Source organism: Halobacteriovorax sp. GB3, from assembly GCF_028649655.1.
GTDB lineage: Bacteria > Bdellovibrionota > Bacteriovoracia > Bacteriovoracales > Bacteriovoracaceae > BSW11-IV.
In genome coordinates, this window is sequence record NZ_JAQSLN010000004.1 from 223,633 (window position 1) to 240,096 (window position 16,464).

Sequence of the window (16,464 nt, forward strand, 5' to 3'; positions counted from 1 at the left end):
TTCTAATTTTTTAAATCGTTGTTGGAATCCTTCCAGAGATTAACGATGTTTTACTTTTCAAAAATTTATTATTTTCTAAATCAAAAGCAAATTTGACTAAAATTGATTGAGCAAGTTTGGCCTTCGTTCCATTTAGATAATGACAGTGAACCCTTAACCATAGTGTTATTGGAATGTATTTAGTATCAGCTTTTCTAAAAGAGAAACTGGACTGATAAACATTAAGAACCTCTAGATGTTTATTCTTTTCGACTAAGTTTAAAGAAGGCTTCGTACAACTAATTTCCCCCTCTAAAAGAGAGCTGATATTTATAATCTCATCTTCCAAGACAAAGTGTGCCTTTCCCTTTTTTCCATGCTCATAATAGATGACACCTTTAACACTCTCATCAATGACTTCACCTGTATTTTTAATCATTGATCGAATTTGTGAAGCGACATTAACACCGAGAAGATCTAAAAATTGATGGTTCTCTTCTCCAACCTGATGCCCTAACTCGTGCACTAATAAACCGATTGACTCAGCAAGCCCAAATGACTTCAACTTATCTAAATTTATATAAATTTTTGCACCAGGAGTAAGTTCAGTAATAGCGAGTTTTTCAATACCATCTACTGAAAAGAATTTGTCACGATTCTTTTTGAAAACAAGTAAATCCTGTACTCTATGTTCCGCTAAAACATTGGAGAGAATCTTCTTAACAATATCAGTCTGTTTCTGATCGAGGTAACACTTACTTCCATTGCTACAATAACTTAAATATTTGTCTAAATTTTTTGCTGCAAAATAAACTGTTCTCGTTGATATATCACCACCATTACCAACTTTGCCCTCTGCAAAGACAGTAAAACTGATAAAAAATAAAATTAGATATCTCATTGCTTAGACTCCGTGAGTGGAAAGAATTGCATATTAAACATATAAACTTCATCTGCATCATCGGACTCTATTAAAGCAGATATTCGATCTTGAAACTCATCAATTAATTTCTTTGCTTCAGCTATTTTTTCTTTTTTTATAGCAATCGTTGATGAACAGATATGCCTTTTTTCAACAGGTGTTTTGTAGAGAGACTTTACACCTCTAGTAATCGCGCCTTCATGAAACGACTTAATGGCATCGCTAGGAAAATCTAGAGGTGGTGTATATCGATTTCTAAGTACACGAGCTTTTCTTTGTCCATCTTCTTGATTTATTTCGATCAATTCTAGTTTTTCAAGATTCGAATAAATTTTCTCAATGTATTCAGTTCCCATATTCAAAGAGAATCGATTCTTAATCCATGATGGGCAGAGTTTAAAATCATTTAATCTAACGGCTTCCCTCAATGCATAAGAATGCCAATTTGAAATCAATTCAAATTGAGCGATATCAAGGGTATAAAAGCTTTCTTTATTAGCTTTCTTTTTCAGAGATTCTAGAATTTCATTTTTTTTGAAAACATCTTTTTCTTTTTTTAATCTTACTAGATCTCTGTAATAGCTCTCCTCTTCTGAGTTAAATTTAAAGGCCTCTATAAACTTTTGATTGATTAATTCACCTGGATTACGCTGACCATTTAAAATTTTAGTTAGAGAAGATGTGTCTTTGAGACCTAGTTGACTGGAGAACTGACTAACACTAAAGCTAGATTTATTTTTTTTCTTCCCATTAATATAACTTCTAATAAAGACTCTATAATCTGAGAAATTGAAAATTGATAAGTCGTCCATAACAACAAAGTCCATACAAAAAGTTTAGTAAACGAGTTATAGATCTATCAAATATATTTTGGGCAGAAAAGTTAATTTTCGTGGGCAAGCCTGCCCAAGCAATTGTTCAACCATGTGTCATTTAGTGTTTTTTTGACATGTTTCAATTTTCTTAAGACATCAAAAACAAATTCTCTCTACAAATAACAAATATCTGTTTTCGTCATGTACTTAGACAGAGAATAAATCTTTTCATTGTTTAGAAACATTTGATTCGGCCTGTAGTAAAAAGTCTCTATTAGACATAAACCAGGAGTCATTAATATGAAAAAAATGTTAATTCTAGTTCTTTCACTTACTGCACTATCAGCAATTGCTACCGATTATAAGTACTATCACATGCCATCAAAAAAAGAGCACGTTCTCTTTCAACTAGAGCGTTGTGCTAGAACTTACACAACAAAAGACGATACACTAAAGTATCACTACACTCGTTGGTTTAATACTTGTATTGAAAGATACCTTGAAGATGTAGAGAGATTTGGAATCACTAAAGATGAAATTAGAGCTGCTGTATATACAGGTTCACATCAAGATGAAGAAGAATCAGCAAAAGAAGAAGAGAAAGCTCGTTTTTTAGAAGAGCTTAACGAAATTCGTCAATCTAGATAATTCTCATATGGCCGAATTTCAATTCGGCCTTTTTCTACGCTATAAGCTTACCATTTTTTACAAACTGCAAATCATAGGCCTTCAATCGAATTCTCTCTAATTGTAATTCTCTATCAGAGAGATTCATGTAAACTCTAATGACATCATTATCATCATAGCGCTCAAAACAAAGACATTCCTCATGAATGTTGATCATACGAATACTCTTATCTGCACGAAATAATTCTTCACTATTTTTATAAGCAATAAGATCGACAAGATCGTTCTTAATCTGATTTTCACGTTCATTCAAATCTAGTGGATAGTTAAATTTCTTTCGATTCAATCGTCTTGGGATTCCACTCTCTTCAAACCCTTCTTGCCAGTTTTCACTTCCAAGGAAGTTATGAACATAGTGAGCACCAATTCCTGGAAAGAACATAACAATAGCATGTGAGTTAACAACTTTTCTTATATTCTCTTCATCACTTAAACGAGAGTCTTTTAAAAAGCTTGCCCATGTTATGTTTAATTCATAGGGCTTTTCTGAACCGTCGCGTGATCTTTTCTTTCCAACTTTTCCACCATTTTGTTCAACGATATGACAAAGCTTTTCAATATCACCTTCAGGAACAATCCCCTCAAGTCCACGCATTCCAATACCATCATGACTAGCAGTGAAATTAAGATAAGTTGTTTTCTTTCCAATCTTAAAGACTTCGCTTGCCCACTTATTAAGATATTGATTCGTCTTAAAAGTTAACCCATGAAGAATGAGTGGCGAAAGTGAAAAGTTATAGATGATATGGGCTTCATTTTCACCATCGCCCCAGTAAGTAATATTCTCTTGATGAGGAACATTACTCTCAGTAACAAGGTACAAATTGAGATTCAGTGAATCAATGATCGCTCTAATCAGTTGAACAAATTTATGAGTTTTTTCGAGATGAGAACAATTTGTACCGAGCTCCTTCCAGATAAAAGGGACAGCATCGACTCTAAAAAACCTTGCGCCAGTTTGAATATAGAGAAAGAAGCTTTCAAGGATATACTTAAGCATATCCACATTATTTAAATTTGTATCGATTTGATCTTTGCTAAACGTTGTCCACACATAATGCTTTTTTCCATTAATTTCATATTCAGAAAAGAGAGGATGAGTTCGAGGGCGAACAACTTTTTTAATATTCTCTTGAAAATCTTCAGTCCCATATTCTTTCTCAGAATAAATATGAAACATGGATATCGCCTTTTCATCACCCTCTAAGGCCTTTTTAAAAAAAGGAGATTCGCTAGAGATATGATTGTAAACACAGTCATACATTTTCTTATAGCTTATTTTTTCAACATCTTCCCACGTTCCGTATTCTTTCTTAACTTCTTTATAGTCAACGGGAGAGAAACCATCGTCACTTGTCCAAGGATAGAAAGGAAGGATATGAACAGTATTTACAACACCTTTTAGTTCATTTGTCATAAACGAATTCAATGATTCAAAATTAGATTTTCCCTGTTCATTGAATTGATCGGCATAAGTAATAAGAATGGTATCTTCATTACTAAAGAGATTTTTCTCATCCTTCACACTCTTTTGGTTTATCTTCTCTATTTCCTCATTAATAAAAGGAACAAGTGATAAAAAATCCGAGTTTAACTCACCTAATAATTCATTTATTTTTTTACTCACGCCAAATACACCTTAAATCCATAACATTCGTTTTTGTTACCCCTGTAATAACGAGGCCATTAATCTTTTCAAAATATTCAAAGGAATTAAATTCTTCTAAGTATTCTTTTGGGTCTAAAGTTGAGAAGAGATCAAAATTTATATAGGCACCGGCCACATTAGTATTTCCATCTCCACCATCTGTTCCAAAACTCAATATGTGAATATTTCTATTTTCTTCTTTCGAATAAATTCTATTAGCAAGGGACAAAACGAAGTGAGTATTTCTCCCACCTCTTCCCTCAAACTTTGTCACTTCTACCGGAGCTTCACCTCCAGATATAAGGATATCATCACCTAGAGGAAGTTTTCTCTCTACTGATTCAATCAGCTCTTCAAAGCTACAATCATAGATTTTATCACGTATTCTTTTAGAGTCTCTCTCACACAATCTTTCAAGTAAGAGCGAAGCACTTTGCGATTTAATGGTATAGGGGTTTTCATCAATTCTTGTATCATTCAACAAAGGACCAGAACCAACATCACTTAAATTTTCATTCGGAATGTCACAGGTAACAAATTGTATAATGTTCTTAGTCTTTATATATTTTAAAAGACCACCATTTTTTACGAGAGATATTTCTTTTCGCTTTTTATTCATCTCATTGATATTAATTCCCGATAGCAAAAGCTGTTCATGTTTAAGTTTCAATTGTTCGAAGCTTAAACCCTCAACAGGAAGCTCTAATAGAGCGCTCGCTCCACCTGAAAGAAAGAAAATTAGCGTATCCTCTTTTGATATTTCTTCAAGAAGTTGAATATATTTTTTCGTATTTTCAATATTTCTTTCACTAACAACGGGATGTGTACCTTCGAGCTCAATAAAGTTCTCGCAATCAACTGTTGCCCCTTCTTTAGTATAAGAAACGATTTTTTCTATTTTATTTTCAAGGTCATTTTCTTTTAACAACTGATAGAAAGCTTCTAACTCAAAGCTAGACGCTTTTCCTAAACCGAATAAGTAAATTTTTCCGTTAAATACTACTTCTTGGTCTTTAAAATTAATCCCTTTATCATTAAAGGATATTAATTTTTTTAAATGAAAATACGGATCAAGTAACTCAATGACTTCTCTTACCGTTTCGCTGACTTTTTTGGATATCATCATATGAAACTACATGTTTTAGATTGGACAATAATTATTTTATATCTAATAGGAATGATAGGTCTAAGTATTTATCTTTCAAGAGGGCAAAAAAACAAAGACGATTACTACTTAGGTGGTAACGACACGGGAGCTTGGCCCATCGCCATTTCAACAATGGCAACTCAATGTTCAACAAATTCAATTCTAGGAGCCCCAGCATTTGTCGCCTTCTCAATTGGAGGGGGAATGCTTTGGCTTCAATATGAGCTAGCCGTCCCCTTTGCCATGATTTTTCTAATGATCTTTCTGCTCCCTCTCTATAGGCGACTTGGAATCATCTCTGTCTATGCCTATTTAGAACAAAGATTTGATAAGAGAACGAGACTTGTTCTCTCACTCCTATTTCAATTCATTAGGGCCTTCGCTACAGGTGTTACTGTTTATGGTATTTCCATTGTTATTGCCTACTGTACTGGTATTAGCTTCACTCTCGCTGTCGTCATGTTAGGTGTGATCACCATTATTTATGATTCAATCGGTGGAATGAAGGCCGTTATCATTTCAGACGTGATTCAAATGGTCGTACTCTACGGTGCGATTATTATGACCATCATCATCGCTATAAACCTTACTGGAGGATGGAGTGAGACAATCAATGCATTTGATCACACGCGTTTAACAGCATTGAACTTAAAGACTCATGGTTTTGATGGGAATAGTTTTTCTTTCTTAGCAATGTTTATTGGTGGATTCTTTCTCTATGTCTCTTACTATGGCTGTGATCAGTCACAAGTACAAAGAGAATTATCTACAAAGAGTATAGACGATACAAATAAGGCCCTCTTTCTAAATGGTGTACTTCGCTTTCCACTCGTGCTTACTTACTGTTTTCTAGGCGTTTGTATTGGTGCTTTTGTGTCCAAGCATCCTGATTTCATCAACTTTCTTCCTATTGAAAATGGAAAACCTAATTACAACCTTTCCGTACCTGTCTTTGTTTTAAAATATTTCCCCATAGGTGCTGTAGGACTTGTCATGGTCGGTCTTTTCTCTGCCGCAATGTCTTCTCTTGATTCAACGATAAACTCACTATCGGCAACATCTATGCAGGATATTTTTAAAAGTTTTCTGGACAAAAGTTTCAGCGAAAAACAGGAACTTTATTTGTCCAAAGTTCTTACGATTTTTTGGGGAACGGTATGCACAGTATTCGCTTTTTTCGTTGGAGACATAGCAGATTCAATTATTGTATCCATGAATAAAATTGGCTCACTTGCCAACGGCCCTATTCTTGGTGTTTTTCTTTTAGGAATTCTCACAAAAAGGGCCAACGGTGTTGGAGCTATTAGTGGTCTGATACTCGGATTTATCGTCAATGCAATCTTTTGGATCTATATTCCAAATGTAACATGGCCATGGTGGAATATGATTGGTTGTGTGGTTTGTTTTTGCACAGGAATGTTACTCTCTTATGCGACCAGACCTGTTGAACAATCAATCGTTGGACTTACTTACAGCTCTTTTAAGACCGAAAGCAAAGAACTCTTTGAAATTGATTGGCGAAAATACTATCTGATTCTCGCCTTATGGGGAATTGTGATCTTTTTATTTTGTTATAATCTCTAAAATTATCTGCCAAAGTTTTCAGGCTTTGGCATTCTCTCTGCAACGGGTTTAGAGCCAAGAAGAATTTCTTCTTCAATATGCTTTGAGTCCCAAAAGCTCTTGATCCAATGAAAGGCCTCAGGAACTCTCTTATGAGAATTTAATTCCATTTTTACACCATCTCCAGTTTGTTCGAGCAGGTGGTAAAGCGCATCCATTGTATAATGATGGTTAATCTTCGTTATAGACGATGGGACAAGTGGGTATCCTCTATCGTGATAAATATTAAAAATCAGTCTTCTCGTAACTTTTCTAAGCTCTTTATCCTCAATTAAGCGAGAGGCATCATCAATCTCTCTATGCCAAGTATCTATTTTAGCAATGAGCTTATTGGCCAACTCTCCTTCGAGTTGATTGTTTTTTAAATAAGAAAGCATTCTCAAGTGAATTAAAACGCTATGGCGAATATCGTGCATCCAAAAAAGTCCGCCTGGTCGAAAGAACCCATCAGCTCCGATTGGATCAGCCGTCATACCAATCAAATGGACTCCCGAAGGCATTACTCGATGGAATATATCAATTCCCATATGTCCATGAGTCGGCATTAAAATAATTTCCAACGTTTCCTTATTCTCAAATGCCTCAGTGAAAATATCTGTTCCCCAGTTAAATGCAGAAACAAATTTAGATTGCCTTCTGGCCCAATTAAAATTGCGCTGCTTATAAAGCTCATATTCCTTTTGAATTGAAAGTTTTTTGTAACCTTGAATATGTTCTTCAACCTTTAGAAGAACCTTTCTTTTAAGAGAAATATCGAGACGGTCGAAATATCCCGTAGCACGAGAGTAAAAGTATGAAAGTTCAATAGCTCTTCGGTAACTAATCGTACCTCTACGAAGTGTTTGATCGACTTCTTTTTTCAACGAGTTCAAATATTCAATTCCGGTGTCAAAATCACGAAGTCCTTTTTCTACGTTAGTAAAATAATGAGACTTAAGTTTATACTTTAATCTATGGGCCATGACCTCTTCGATTTCTTTAACGATATTTTGACTCATCGTTTTTAATTCAACTTCCATCATATCCATATAATCGAATTGAAGAGGATCATCTGGAGTGATCAGTTTTTGTCTGTTGAATCTCTCTTGCATTTGTTCTTTGAACTTAAATGGATTTTCAAAGATCGGCTTTAAATGGGCGGTCCCCTCTTTTTCACCATACTTCTTCATTAATTTTTGAGACCAATAAATAGAGTCTTGATTCGTTTCAGTAAAAGCACTTAGCGACTTGTAACAATGGTCACTTCCATAAGTGTTTACGGCAATCAATAATGAAATTAAAGCGATCTTAAGCATAGAAAACCTACGTATTTTTAGTTCAAAACAAGAATTAATTTGCAAAAGTCGGACCAGAAAATCTATGTATTTTTAGCAGTTTGAAACTCTTTCACTGTAAAATCTTTAGTCACTTGCCTTACTGAAGTCGCTCTATCAAAGCATGACAAGGGCAGGAAGGCCCATGAGTAAAATAGTAAGACAAAAAGGGAAGAAGTCCCAAGAATAATGAAATAAGAATAAAATTCATATTCTGAAGTAATTTCATAAAACCTCCTCTTCAATTTACTCTTAGTTCTCTTCGATAAATCAATTGCATTAACCCAACGAGAATTGGTGGAAGATAGCATAGAGGAATATCCATATATAAATGTTCAATGGAAACAAGGCCTCTAAATGTATCGTATAAATGTACGAGAGCATGGGAACTTAACCAATATTGAGTAATTAAAAGAGCATTCCCTCTCCACTCCTTCTGACGAATCGCTTTTGAACAAACTAGGCCAATGAGAATAAAAGCACATCCTAAATCTCGCACAAAATGTTCATTTAAAGGCCCAAAGTCAGGAACGCGCCCTGGTAAAGTCTCATACCAATGCTGTGGAGAGATTAACATCCACAACCCATTTAAAACGTGACCAAGAGCTATTAAAGCAAAAAATAACTTCCAACGAACTTCTTTATCCACTCTTTCTCCAATATTAAGTTGATTATTTTTAATTAAGGATATATTTTATCCTTAATCAAAACAAGGAGAAAAAATGAACCTAAGAAAAAATTTAGTTATTGTGACAAGACTTACGTTGGCCGTAATTTACTTTTGGGTTGTTGCTGATAGGCTCGGACTACTTGGTAAGGCCGGAAATATGGGTGTCGTTTGGGGAAATTTTGATACTTTTCTTGATTATACTGCGACTCTCAACGCTTGGATGCCAAGAGCTGTTTCAGATATTCTAGGCTACCTCGCAACAATCATAGAAATTGTCTTAGGAGTACTTCTAATGACGGGTATTCGATTAAAAGAAGCATCGCTAGTGAGTGCTTCACTTTTAATTGTTTTCACTCTAAGTATGGTCGTATCACTTGGAATTAGCTCATCGCTCGATTTCATTATCTTTACTTTGATAACGATTGCAGCCTCTGCCTTTATTTATTTTGAAACTACGAGAAGAGTTCTTGATTCATCCAGTCCTCAGAAAGTTCAAAGATAATTGCAGGAACTTCTTTATCAATTTCTGAGACAATATGAGAAAGTTTCTTCTTTCTAAGAACACTTCGCCAAGCTTCATCAGCTTGAAACATTGCACTTGCAATCATACAAGTTGTTCCCTTTTGCTTGTGCTCTTTCTTTAAACATGGATTGTTAAATCGAATCTCTTGGCAATTGAAGGTCATTTTCTTACCCTCAATTGCCTCGACGATATCAAGTAGACTAATTTTTGATGGAGCTTTTGCTAGACGGTAACCGCCTTTAGGCCCAAGAGTTCCTTCAACCAATTCAGCTTGAGCAAGAAGCTGCATCGCTTTGGAAAGATACTCTTTAGGAATTCCATGAAATTTAGCAAGAACCTTCGTTGGAACATAAATTTCACTGGGAACTCTCGCGAGAAGTTCCATACAATGAATTGCCCATTCAACTTGATTTCCTAATTTCATAAATTCTTTCCTTTCAACAATGGTATACCACAATTCTCAAAAGAAAATAAATCTCAAGAATAATCTTTATTCACACTCAGCTTCGCAAGCGCCTTTTAATCCACTCGTAGAAGTATTCTGAGTTGCTCTTTCTAGACCTTTCTGAGTAACGACTTTTCCAAGTGGCCAACCTTTATTGTCACCATAAAGAGAAATACCCTCTCTATAAACCACAAGTCCATCCATTTCAGACTCAGAAACAAGTTTTAAATCACCTACAAATACTAGAAATTGCTTTCTTCTATAGGCCTGAACTTTTAACGATGCCGTATCACCAGTCATTACAATCGTTGCGACATCTTTACTCGCCACTTCCCCAGAATCATCAAGAGCAAGACGTTCAATCGTCACGATTCTTTGATCGTATTCATTCTTAGCACTATAGTTCAATGTCTCAGTTTCTACTGATAGTTCTTCTTTTGAGTTAAAAAGTGCATTGTAGGCATCAACGGCAATGTAGGTTGAGATATGTCTGTATTGATATTCGCTCGCTCCATCCACTTGAATTTCAAGGTCTATCGTTGCCTTTGGTTGATAATCAAAGATGGCAACTTCAACATAACTATTTCTTCCCTCAATTAATCCCAAAAGAGAGGCAAATGATGGTGTTGAAATTAAGATAAGTCCTGCAAATAATAAGTTTTTCATATATGTCCTTTGGTGTGCAATGAATGACAAAGTTTTCACAAAAAAGGACAATTTAAAAAGTTAAAACAGATAAAACAGTAATTTTTATAGAGACTTACATCTCATTTTTCAATTCATCAAAAGTGAAAAGAACTGGCGTTAACGGTGATTCACTAGCACCTTTAAGATTAAGTGGATAGGCCACAAGAAAATACTCTCCCTCTGGAACTTCAGAGAGTTCCAAACATTCTAGAATAACGGCTTTTGAAAAAATAGTTTGATGGATTGGTCTCTCCCTACTTCCTCTAGAAAAGTCGGTGCTCTTCCAACTCGTTCCATAGAGATTAAAATTATTTGAACTAACAAGCCAGTCGGCAGCTTCTTGATCCAGAGTAAGAACATAATTTGGATCGTGGTAGCCTTTTGAATTTTTAAAATAGGTATCTGTTGTAAGAAGTAATTTCTTAGGAACGACATCCCCTAAGGCCTCTTTGAGTTCACTTAACTTTACTTCCCAGTGGTAAAGTCCTGGTTCTATTTCTTTGTATTGATTTCCTTTAAGGCGCACGAGCCGACAAGATCCATAAAAGAAATTATCTTGAAAATATTGATCAATAGTCTTTCCATCATTAGCGACGTGCCTTGCCGCTTCAGCGTGTGTAAGACTATGAGCATTGAATATATGGCGATCGTAATTTACAGGTGGTAATTTGCCAGCTCTTATCGAATAAATTTCTTCTTTTTGATAAGCCGTCCCTTCTCCCCACATCGCTTCGCTTTCTTCGGTGACTAAAGGGGATAGTATATAAGGCATAAGTGCTCCTTAACTTATTATAATTACATCAATTCAATCAAATCCTATCATAATTTATAGGCTTTGAGATGTTCCCTAGTAAGCAAATCCATATTGAGATAGTCTAAGCGAATATAACCAATTCGATCAATGAGACAATATGATTAATGACCTTTTAAATCTCGCCCAATCAATCGAGTCTAAATGGACTGATGGCACGCACGAATCTTTTTCAAAGATTTCAACCGAAGTACTTCAAGGTTTAAATTTTAATCACCCTCTCGTTGAGTTTGAAAATGAACTAGCGAAGTGGCTCTTAGAAAATGAGCTTCCTAGACAAATCAATGTCTACAATGAATTTGGGCAACCTCCAGTTACACTTTTTAATAATGAGAAATTTGTTATTGATCTTTATTTTTGGATGCACGCCGATACCTCAGTTCACAGTCACTCCTTCTCAGGAGCATTCAAAGTTCTCTTTGGAAGGTCTGTACATGAGGTTTTCAAAGTTCAAGAAGTAAAAAGCTATTCTAGTGATGTCATGAAAACTGATATTAAGAGAGAGAGTATTGAGCTATTAAATACAGGCTCTATACATCCTATCCTCTCTGGAAACTCTTTTAACCACAGAGTCCTTCATATTGATCACCCAACAGTTACTCTTTGTATTAGAACAGTAAATGACAATAGGCCTCAATGGCATCATTTCACAAATGGCCTAAGTATAGAAAAAAAGAGCTTATCTCAAAAAGAGTTAAAAACACTTTTTTACTACGACTATTTAAATAATAATGAAAACCCAAAAAGTGTGGATTTCCTTGAAAAAATGATCGCCTCTTTAAGCATCTCTAGTGCTCTCAATCTCTATGAAATACTTTCGAATGATTTGATGGGTATGAGTGAAGAGTCTGCTGAATTGATCGTTTCTAAAGTCTACGAAAAATACCATCAAACAGAGTGGTTTTCGATCTATGAAAGCTTTTATCAAGAAGTTCAGGAATATATCTACTTAGAGGCACAAAGCCCTGCTGATAAGATTTTAGAACATGGATATAATTCCAACTACCCTAAAGAGTTACTCGTAGATTTAATTGAGAAAATACAAGGGTCACCTCTCAACTCATTTCAACAAGAGGTTCTAGACTCCTAGTCATCATAACTATTATAAGTGTCCATGGCATCGAAGATTTTCTCTAGAAAATTCTCATGACTATAGAATTCCTCATAGTAACCATAACCATAGACTCCACCTTCGAGAGTACTCTCGTCTAAGTGACCGATGATAAAGCTCTCTTCTCCATCATGATAAACGATTGCCCCACCAGAAGCTCCACCATAGGCAAAGCAATCCCTTAGGTAGATATGATTATCTGATTTCTCGATATCTTTACTTATAAATTTACAATTTGAATCGAACGTTAATAACTTCCCTCCACTTCCTTTTTCTTTATCCGCAGAGTAGCCAGCAGCTGTAAGAGTATCATTCTCGCTTACAAGACTCATATCACCAAGAATGAGAGGTTCAATATCTGTATGCGAAATTTCAGATTCTAAAAGAAGAATCGCTCTATCTTCTATATGATTTCCTTTATTTAAAACTGTTGCTTTTCTTGTAATTATTTTTCCATCATTTGTTAAAAAGCTAAGAATTATTGGCCTATCTGACTTTAAACAATGAAACGCAGTTGTCGCTATTCTAGAGTTGTCATCAGAGTCATTTCCAACGAGAGTTGCACTACAGTGGTTATTTAAACGTCCCACAGCGGCGAGCCATTTTGGAGAACTTTTCTTACGAATCTCTCTATCATCATCTTTATGCATAACTGTATTTGATTTCATCGTAATGTTAAGGGCCTCATTCTTTAGTAGCACATCAAAATTACCAAGATCCTTAGTTGAAATACCGACAGACTTATTATTTAAGCATTCAGCCTGTGCGTTTATAAAGATCAAAAAGAAGAATGTCGCTTTAAGAACCACTTTCATAATTAGTACCCATAAGATGTTTACATTAGATATAAGCAAAAATGAGGCCATTACAAATAGCGATAAGCGACTGTTTTTACAAACGATATTTCAATTCCCAATTAAAAATTGACTAAAATATAGACACTCTGACTATGAAATACACTTTCTAATTTCTTGAAATAAGAAGTCTGTGCATGTCTTTATTTTTGGACTCTTACTGATACTTTTATGTGTAAGGATCCAAAGGTCAGAACCAATAAAATCAGAAGGCCTAGACACGAGAACCAGATCTTTATAAATTCCGGTAAAATAATCTGGTAAAACAGATAACCCGAGCCCCTCAGAACACAGGCGTCCCATTACATTAACGTTATCAACGCGAAGGACTTGCTCCTCACTATTACAAATCTCTTTGAGCCATAAAGATGACTTTAAATGTGAAAGAGAATTGTCCAAACCAACATACTGTTGACTCGCTAAATTCTTTCGAATCTTATTTTTATCTCCATTCTTCTTTATATATTTCTTTGAGGCATACAATCCAAAGTTGATTTTTCCAACATTCCTTCCTATCAAATGTAGAGGTACATCGTTTGAAGGTCGAATCGCAATATCGGCCTCCCTTTTCGATAGATTATAAAATTGGTTCGACACTTTTAAATCAATTTGCAGTGACGGCCATTTTTTTTGAAATTTAAATAGAATATTCGGTAAGAACGTCGCAGCTATGGAGTGGGTTGTTGTAATTGTTACTCGCCCTTTTAGTGTGTCCTCAAGTCCTTGAATAGAACGGAAAACTTCATCCATTTGATCTTCAATAGAGGCGACTTTTAAATAAAGGTCATCTCCAGCACTTGTTAAAAAATAACCATCCGGTGTACTTTCAAATAGCTTAATATTGAATCTCTCTTCAAAGTTTTTGATTCGTCTATACACTGTCGTATGATTGCTATCTAGAAGCTTAGCCGCTCTTTGCAGCTTCTTTTCCTTAGCTAAAGCAAGAAAGAATTTAATATCTTCCCAATTCTCACTTATGTTCATTTTTGAACACCTCTTTTGAAAAACAACACATTTATTCTCATTTTTAAAAAGCTTATACTAAATTCAATCAAAGGAGAAGTGATGAAAAAAGAAGAAATCACAGTTGATAAGATTCATAAACTTTACGAATACTATGCTCAAAGAAATGAAAAAGCTCTAAACGAGATCTTTCATGAAAACATTAAATGGAGTCAGCTTCCAGGTTTTCCGGGAGGAATGATAAGTATCGGACTTAAACAAATTTTCAAAAATGTCTTTGATGGAAATGCAAATAGATGGAAAGAATTTTCTTTTGAAATTGATTCTATCTCGATTGGTCCAGAATTTGTCCTCGTAGAAGGACGGTATGAAGTAAGCGCAAAAAATTCTGGTGGCCAAGCAACTGCTTTAACTTCACACGTCTATCGTTTTAATGAACAAGGAAAAATTATCTCCTTCCAACAATACACAGATTCAAAATTACTTTGGGATTGCTACTCATTGAGCCTCTCATAAATACAAAAGGAAAAAATATGAATGCAAAAAATTATTCTTTAATCTCACTTATTCTAAGAATTGCTATTGGTAGTTTATTTTTAGGAACAGGCCTAATTAAAATCTCTGGTGGTATCGATGGAACAATCGCCTATTACATGTCAATGTTTGAAAAAACGATATTTCCAATCTTTCTTATTAAACTTCATGCAAGTATCATCATTTTCGTAGAGCTCTTTTTAGCAGTGTGGCTTCTATCTGGAATTCAATTAAGAAAGGCATGGATATTTTCAATATTAACGTTAATCTCATTGGCCTTTGGAATGATTTTCACTTACAAATTTAATGTCGTCTCTGACAATTACATCTACGTCGTGATTTCATGCCTTGGACTTTTGCTAGAGCCCTACGATACGTATAGAAAACAATAGTCTCTAAAAGGCCGGCAATTTAGCTGGCCTAGAGACTTAAAGCTTCATAATGATTTAAATACCTTTCTATAATATGCTCACATCGCAATATGACTTCGCCTTGAGAGGCATTCGTTTCACGACAGTTTTTACGAATTTCTTCGTAATCTTTCATAGCATCGCTAGCTTCTTTAAGGTGAAATTTAAAATTCTTGCTAGCTATTCGTTGAAAATGTGGGATGAAAGAAAGTAACTCTTTTTGTAATACAAAATTTGAATTAAGCTGATCAATGAGATCATGTTGTTTCTGATTTCTAATTTCGACTATTGTCTTTAATAGTGAGGAAGGTAATACCTTCGCAAAGAGATTTAAATTTAACGCCATTTCCAGTCCAACTGGATCTTGGAAAGAGAGATGACCTTCTTGTGAAATGAGCTTCATTATTTCGTTTTCTTCTACATCCTCGAAAAGACTTTGATTACAAATACTCTCACAATAATCGGAAAGTTTTGTAATTTTACTTCTTTCTCTCATCATTGATTCTATTTTAAAAAGTTGAATAGAAGCTCTTGTTAGATCTAGAATTACATCTTCTTTTGACTCTAATTCTAAGTCCTCAACTTCTCTGTTAGCTTTCTTTGACGTTTGTTCGATAAATTCCAGTTTTAAATAATTCGATTCCACTGACCCTTGATAACTCAATTTACGAATAAAGATTAATGTTGCAATAAAGACGGTAAAGTAGCAAATAACCCCAATCGCACAACTTATGATCAAAGTTTTCTTCAAGTTAAATTTAAAAGAGCTCATTTTTATCATGAGCTCTTTTTATCTGAACATTTTTTATTTTTAAACTAATTAAATACTTCCACTGCAACTTTTTGCAACTTCAACAACTTCAGAGATCTCATTACAACCAAAAGCTCCTAGTTTATTACAAACAAACTCAACACATGAGTTATCTGCACCAACACATGCTCTAGCAATCGTTTTGACCTCTTCTTTTTCATTACAGCCAAATGTCCCAACTCGATCACACAAGTTTGCTAGACAATCTCCACTATAATTTCCACGACAAGCTTGACCAATTTCTATGACCTCTTCCACTTCATTACAACCAAACGTCCCTAGTTTTTCACAGGCAACTTCCATACAAGCCGAACCAATTGGATTTTGTGGTCGGCAACGATCCATTCGGTCTGATTCTTCGAGGGCCCTTTCTTGGGTTGGTGCCATTAATGAAAAAAGTAAGTATTCATCTGATGCCTGTTTAATCTTACTGCTCATCGACTCTTGTGCTCCCAGTGAACCACTCATAAAGCACAATACAAAAATAATAACTGAAGTTAGTTTTCTCATC

19 protein-coding genes are annotated in these 16,464 nt (G+C 34.9%); 6 read left to right on the forward strand and 13 right to left on the reverse strand.

Annotation, left to right across the window (positions count from 1 at the left end; all coding sequences use genetic code 11):
* Positions 1-10: 10 nt before the first annotated feature.
* Together HBN50_RS14540 and HBN50_RS14545 are read right to left on the reverse strand one after the other, a co-directional pair.
* A complete protein-coding gene (locus HBN50_RS14540) occupies positions 11-880 on the reverse strand; it encodes a hypothetical protein (protein WP_273871206.1) in 870 nt (289 codons plus the stop codon).
* Positions 877-1,728 carry a DUF4423 domain-containing protein gene (locus HBN50_RS14545; RefSeq protein ID WP_273871208.1) on the reverse strand — a complete coding sequence of 284 codons (852 nt, stop codon included), beginning with the start codon at positions 1,726-1,728 and terminating at the stop codon, positions 877-879. The genes HBN50_RS14540 and HBN50_RS14545 overlap by 4 nt, the downstream gene beginning before the upstream one ends.
* A gap of 288 nt (positions 1,729-2,016) precedes the next feature.
* Between HBN50_RS14545 and HBN50_RS14550 the strand changes: the two genes are divergently transcribed.
* Complete coding sequence (locus HBN50_RS14550; protein ID WP_273871210.1) at positions 2,017-2,364, forward strand: hypothetical protein; 348 nt, start codon at positions 2,017-2,019, stop codon at positions 2,362-2,364.
* A 34-nt stretch (positions 2,365-2,398) separates the two neighbouring features.
* Here the strand turns inward: HBN50_RS14550 and HBN50_RS14555 are convergent, their stop codons facing one another.
* Both HBN50_RS14555 and HBN50_RS14560 read right to left on the reverse strand, forming a co-directional pair.
* Entirely contained in the window at positions 2,399-4,030 is a 1,632-nt protein-coding gene (locus HBN50_RS14555) for an alpha-amylase family glycosyl hydrolase (RefSeq protein WP_273871212.1), read from the reverse strand.
* Positions 4,023-5,177, reverse strand: a complete 1,155-nt coding sequence (locus HBN50_RS14560; protein ID WP_273871215.1) for a DUF4147 domain-containing protein — start codon at positions 5,175-5,177, stop codon at positions 4,023-4,025. The genes HBN50_RS14555 and HBN50_RS14560 overlap by 8 nt, the downstream gene beginning before the upstream one ends.
* On the opposite strand from HBN50_RS14560, the gene HBN50_RS14565 reads away from it, so the two are divergent.
* On the forward strand, positions 5,178-6,782 hold the full coding sequence (locus tag HBN50_RS14565; protein ID WP_273871216.1) for a sodium:solute symporter: 1,605 nt from the start codon (positions 5,178-5,180) through the stop codon (positions 6,780-6,782). It abuts the gene before it with no gap.
* A gap of 2 nt (positions 6,783-6,784) precedes the next feature.
* Here the strand turns inward: HBN50_RS14565 and HBN50_RS14570 are convergent, their stop codons facing one another.
* Together HBN50_RS14570 and HBN50_RS14575 are read right to left on the reverse strand one after the other, a co-directional pair.
* Entirely contained in the window at positions 6,785-8,116 is a 1,332-nt protein-coding gene (locus tag HBN50_RS14570; RefSeq protein WP_273871217.1) for a hypothetical protein, read from the reverse strand.
* Between the two features lie 259 nt (positions 8,117-8,375).
* A complete protein-coding gene (locus tag HBN50_RS14575) occupies positions 8,376-8,783 on the reverse strand; it encodes a hypothetical protein (RefSeq protein ID WP_273871218.1) in 408 nt (135 codons plus the stop codon).
* Positions 8,784-8,856: 73 nt separating this feature from the next.
* Between HBN50_RS14575 and HBN50_RS14580 the strand changes: the two genes are divergently transcribed.
* On the forward strand, positions 8,857-9,306 hold the full coding sequence (locus tag HBN50_RS14580; RefSeq protein WP_273871220.1) for a hypothetical protein: 450 nt from the start codon (positions 8,857-8,859) through the stop codon (positions 9,304-9,306).
* Here HBN50_RS14580 and HBN50_RS14585 read toward each other — a convergent pair.
* The 3 genes from HBN50_RS14585 to HBN50_RS14595 form a co-directional block, all read right to left on the reverse strand.
* Entirely contained in the window at positions 9,257-9,751 is a 495-nt protein-coding gene (locus HBN50_RS14585) for an RrF2 family transcriptional regulator (protein ID WP_273871221.1), read from the reverse strand. The two genes, HBN50_RS14580 and HBN50_RS14585, sit on opposite strands and share 50 nt — an antisense overlap.
* 66 nt (positions 9,752-9,817) lie before the next feature.
* Complete coding sequence (locus tag HBN50_RS14590) at positions 9,818-10,438, reverse strand: hypothetical protein (protein ID WP_273871223.1); 621 nt, start codon at positions 10,436-10,438, stop codon at positions 9,818-9,820.
* Positions 10,439-10,532: 94 nt separating this feature from the next.
* Positions 10,533-11,231 (reverse strand): cyclase family protein, encoded by a 699-nt coding sequence (locus HBN50_RS14595; RefSeq protein ID WP_273871224.1) that lies wholly within the window; start codon positions 11,229-11,231, stop codon positions 10,533-10,535.
* A 139-nt stretch (positions 11,232-11,370) separates the two neighbouring features.
* On the opposite strand from HBN50_RS14595, the gene HBN50_RS14600 reads away from it, so the two are divergent.
* On the forward strand, positions 11,371-12,360 hold the full coding sequence (locus HBN50_RS14600; protein ID WP_273871225.1) for a hypothetical protein: 990 nt from the start codon (positions 11,371-11,373) through the stop codon (positions 12,358-12,360).
* On the opposite strand, the gene HBN50_RS14605 is transcribed toward HBN50_RS14600, so the two are convergent.
* Both HBN50_RS14605 and HBN50_RS14610 read right to left on the reverse strand, forming a co-directional pair.
* A complete protein-coding gene (locus tag HBN50_RS14605; protein WP_273871226.1) occupies positions 12,357-13,196 on the reverse strand; it encodes a trypsin-like serine peptidase in 840 nt (279 codons plus the stop codon). The genes HBN50_RS14600 and HBN50_RS14605 overlap by 4 nt on opposite strands.
* A gap of 132 nt (positions 13,197-13,328) precedes the next feature.
* The gene (locus HBN50_RS14610) at positions 13,329-14,219 is read right to left on the reverse strand and encodes a LysR family transcriptional regulator (protein ID WP_273871229.1); all 891 of its coding nucleotides are present in this window, start codon (positions 14,217-14,219) and stop codon (positions 13,329-13,331) included.
* Positions 14,220-14,300: 81 nt separating this feature from the next.
* Here HBN50_RS14610 and HBN50_RS14615 point away from each other — a divergent pair, with 81 nt between their 5' ends.
* Both HBN50_RS14615 and HBN50_RS14620 read left to right on the forward strand, forming a co-directional pair.
* Positions 14,301-14,714 carry a nuclear transport factor 2 family protein gene (locus tag HBN50_RS14615; RefSeq protein WP_273871231.1) on the forward strand — a complete coding sequence of 138 codons (414 nt, stop codon included), beginning with the start codon at positions 14,301-14,303 and terminating at the stop codon, positions 14,712-14,714.
* A 17-nt stretch (positions 14,715-14,731) separates the two neighbouring features.
* Complete coding sequence (locus HBN50_RS14620) at positions 14,732-15,124, forward strand: DoxX family protein (protein WP_273871232.1); 393 nt, start codon at positions 14,732-14,734, stop codon at positions 15,122-15,124.
* A 28-nt stretch (positions 15,125-15,152) separates the two neighbouring features.
* Here the strand turns inward: HBN50_RS14620 and HBN50_RS14625 are convergent, their stop codons facing one another.
* Together HBN50_RS14625 and HBN50_RS14630 are read right to left on the reverse strand one after the other, a co-directional pair.
* Positions 15,153-15,923: a hypothetical protein gene (locus HBN50_RS14625; RefSeq protein WP_273871234.1), complete on the reverse strand. Its 771-nt coding sequence runs from the start codon at positions 15,921-15,923 to the stop codon at positions 15,153-15,155.
* A gap of 39 nt (positions 15,924-15,962) precedes the next feature.
* A complete protein-coding gene (locus tag HBN50_RS14630; RefSeq protein ID WP_273871236.1) occupies positions 15,963-16,463 on the reverse strand; it encodes a hypothetical protein in 501 nt (166 codons plus the stop codon).
* Between the last annotated feature and the right edge of the window lies 1 nt (position 16,464).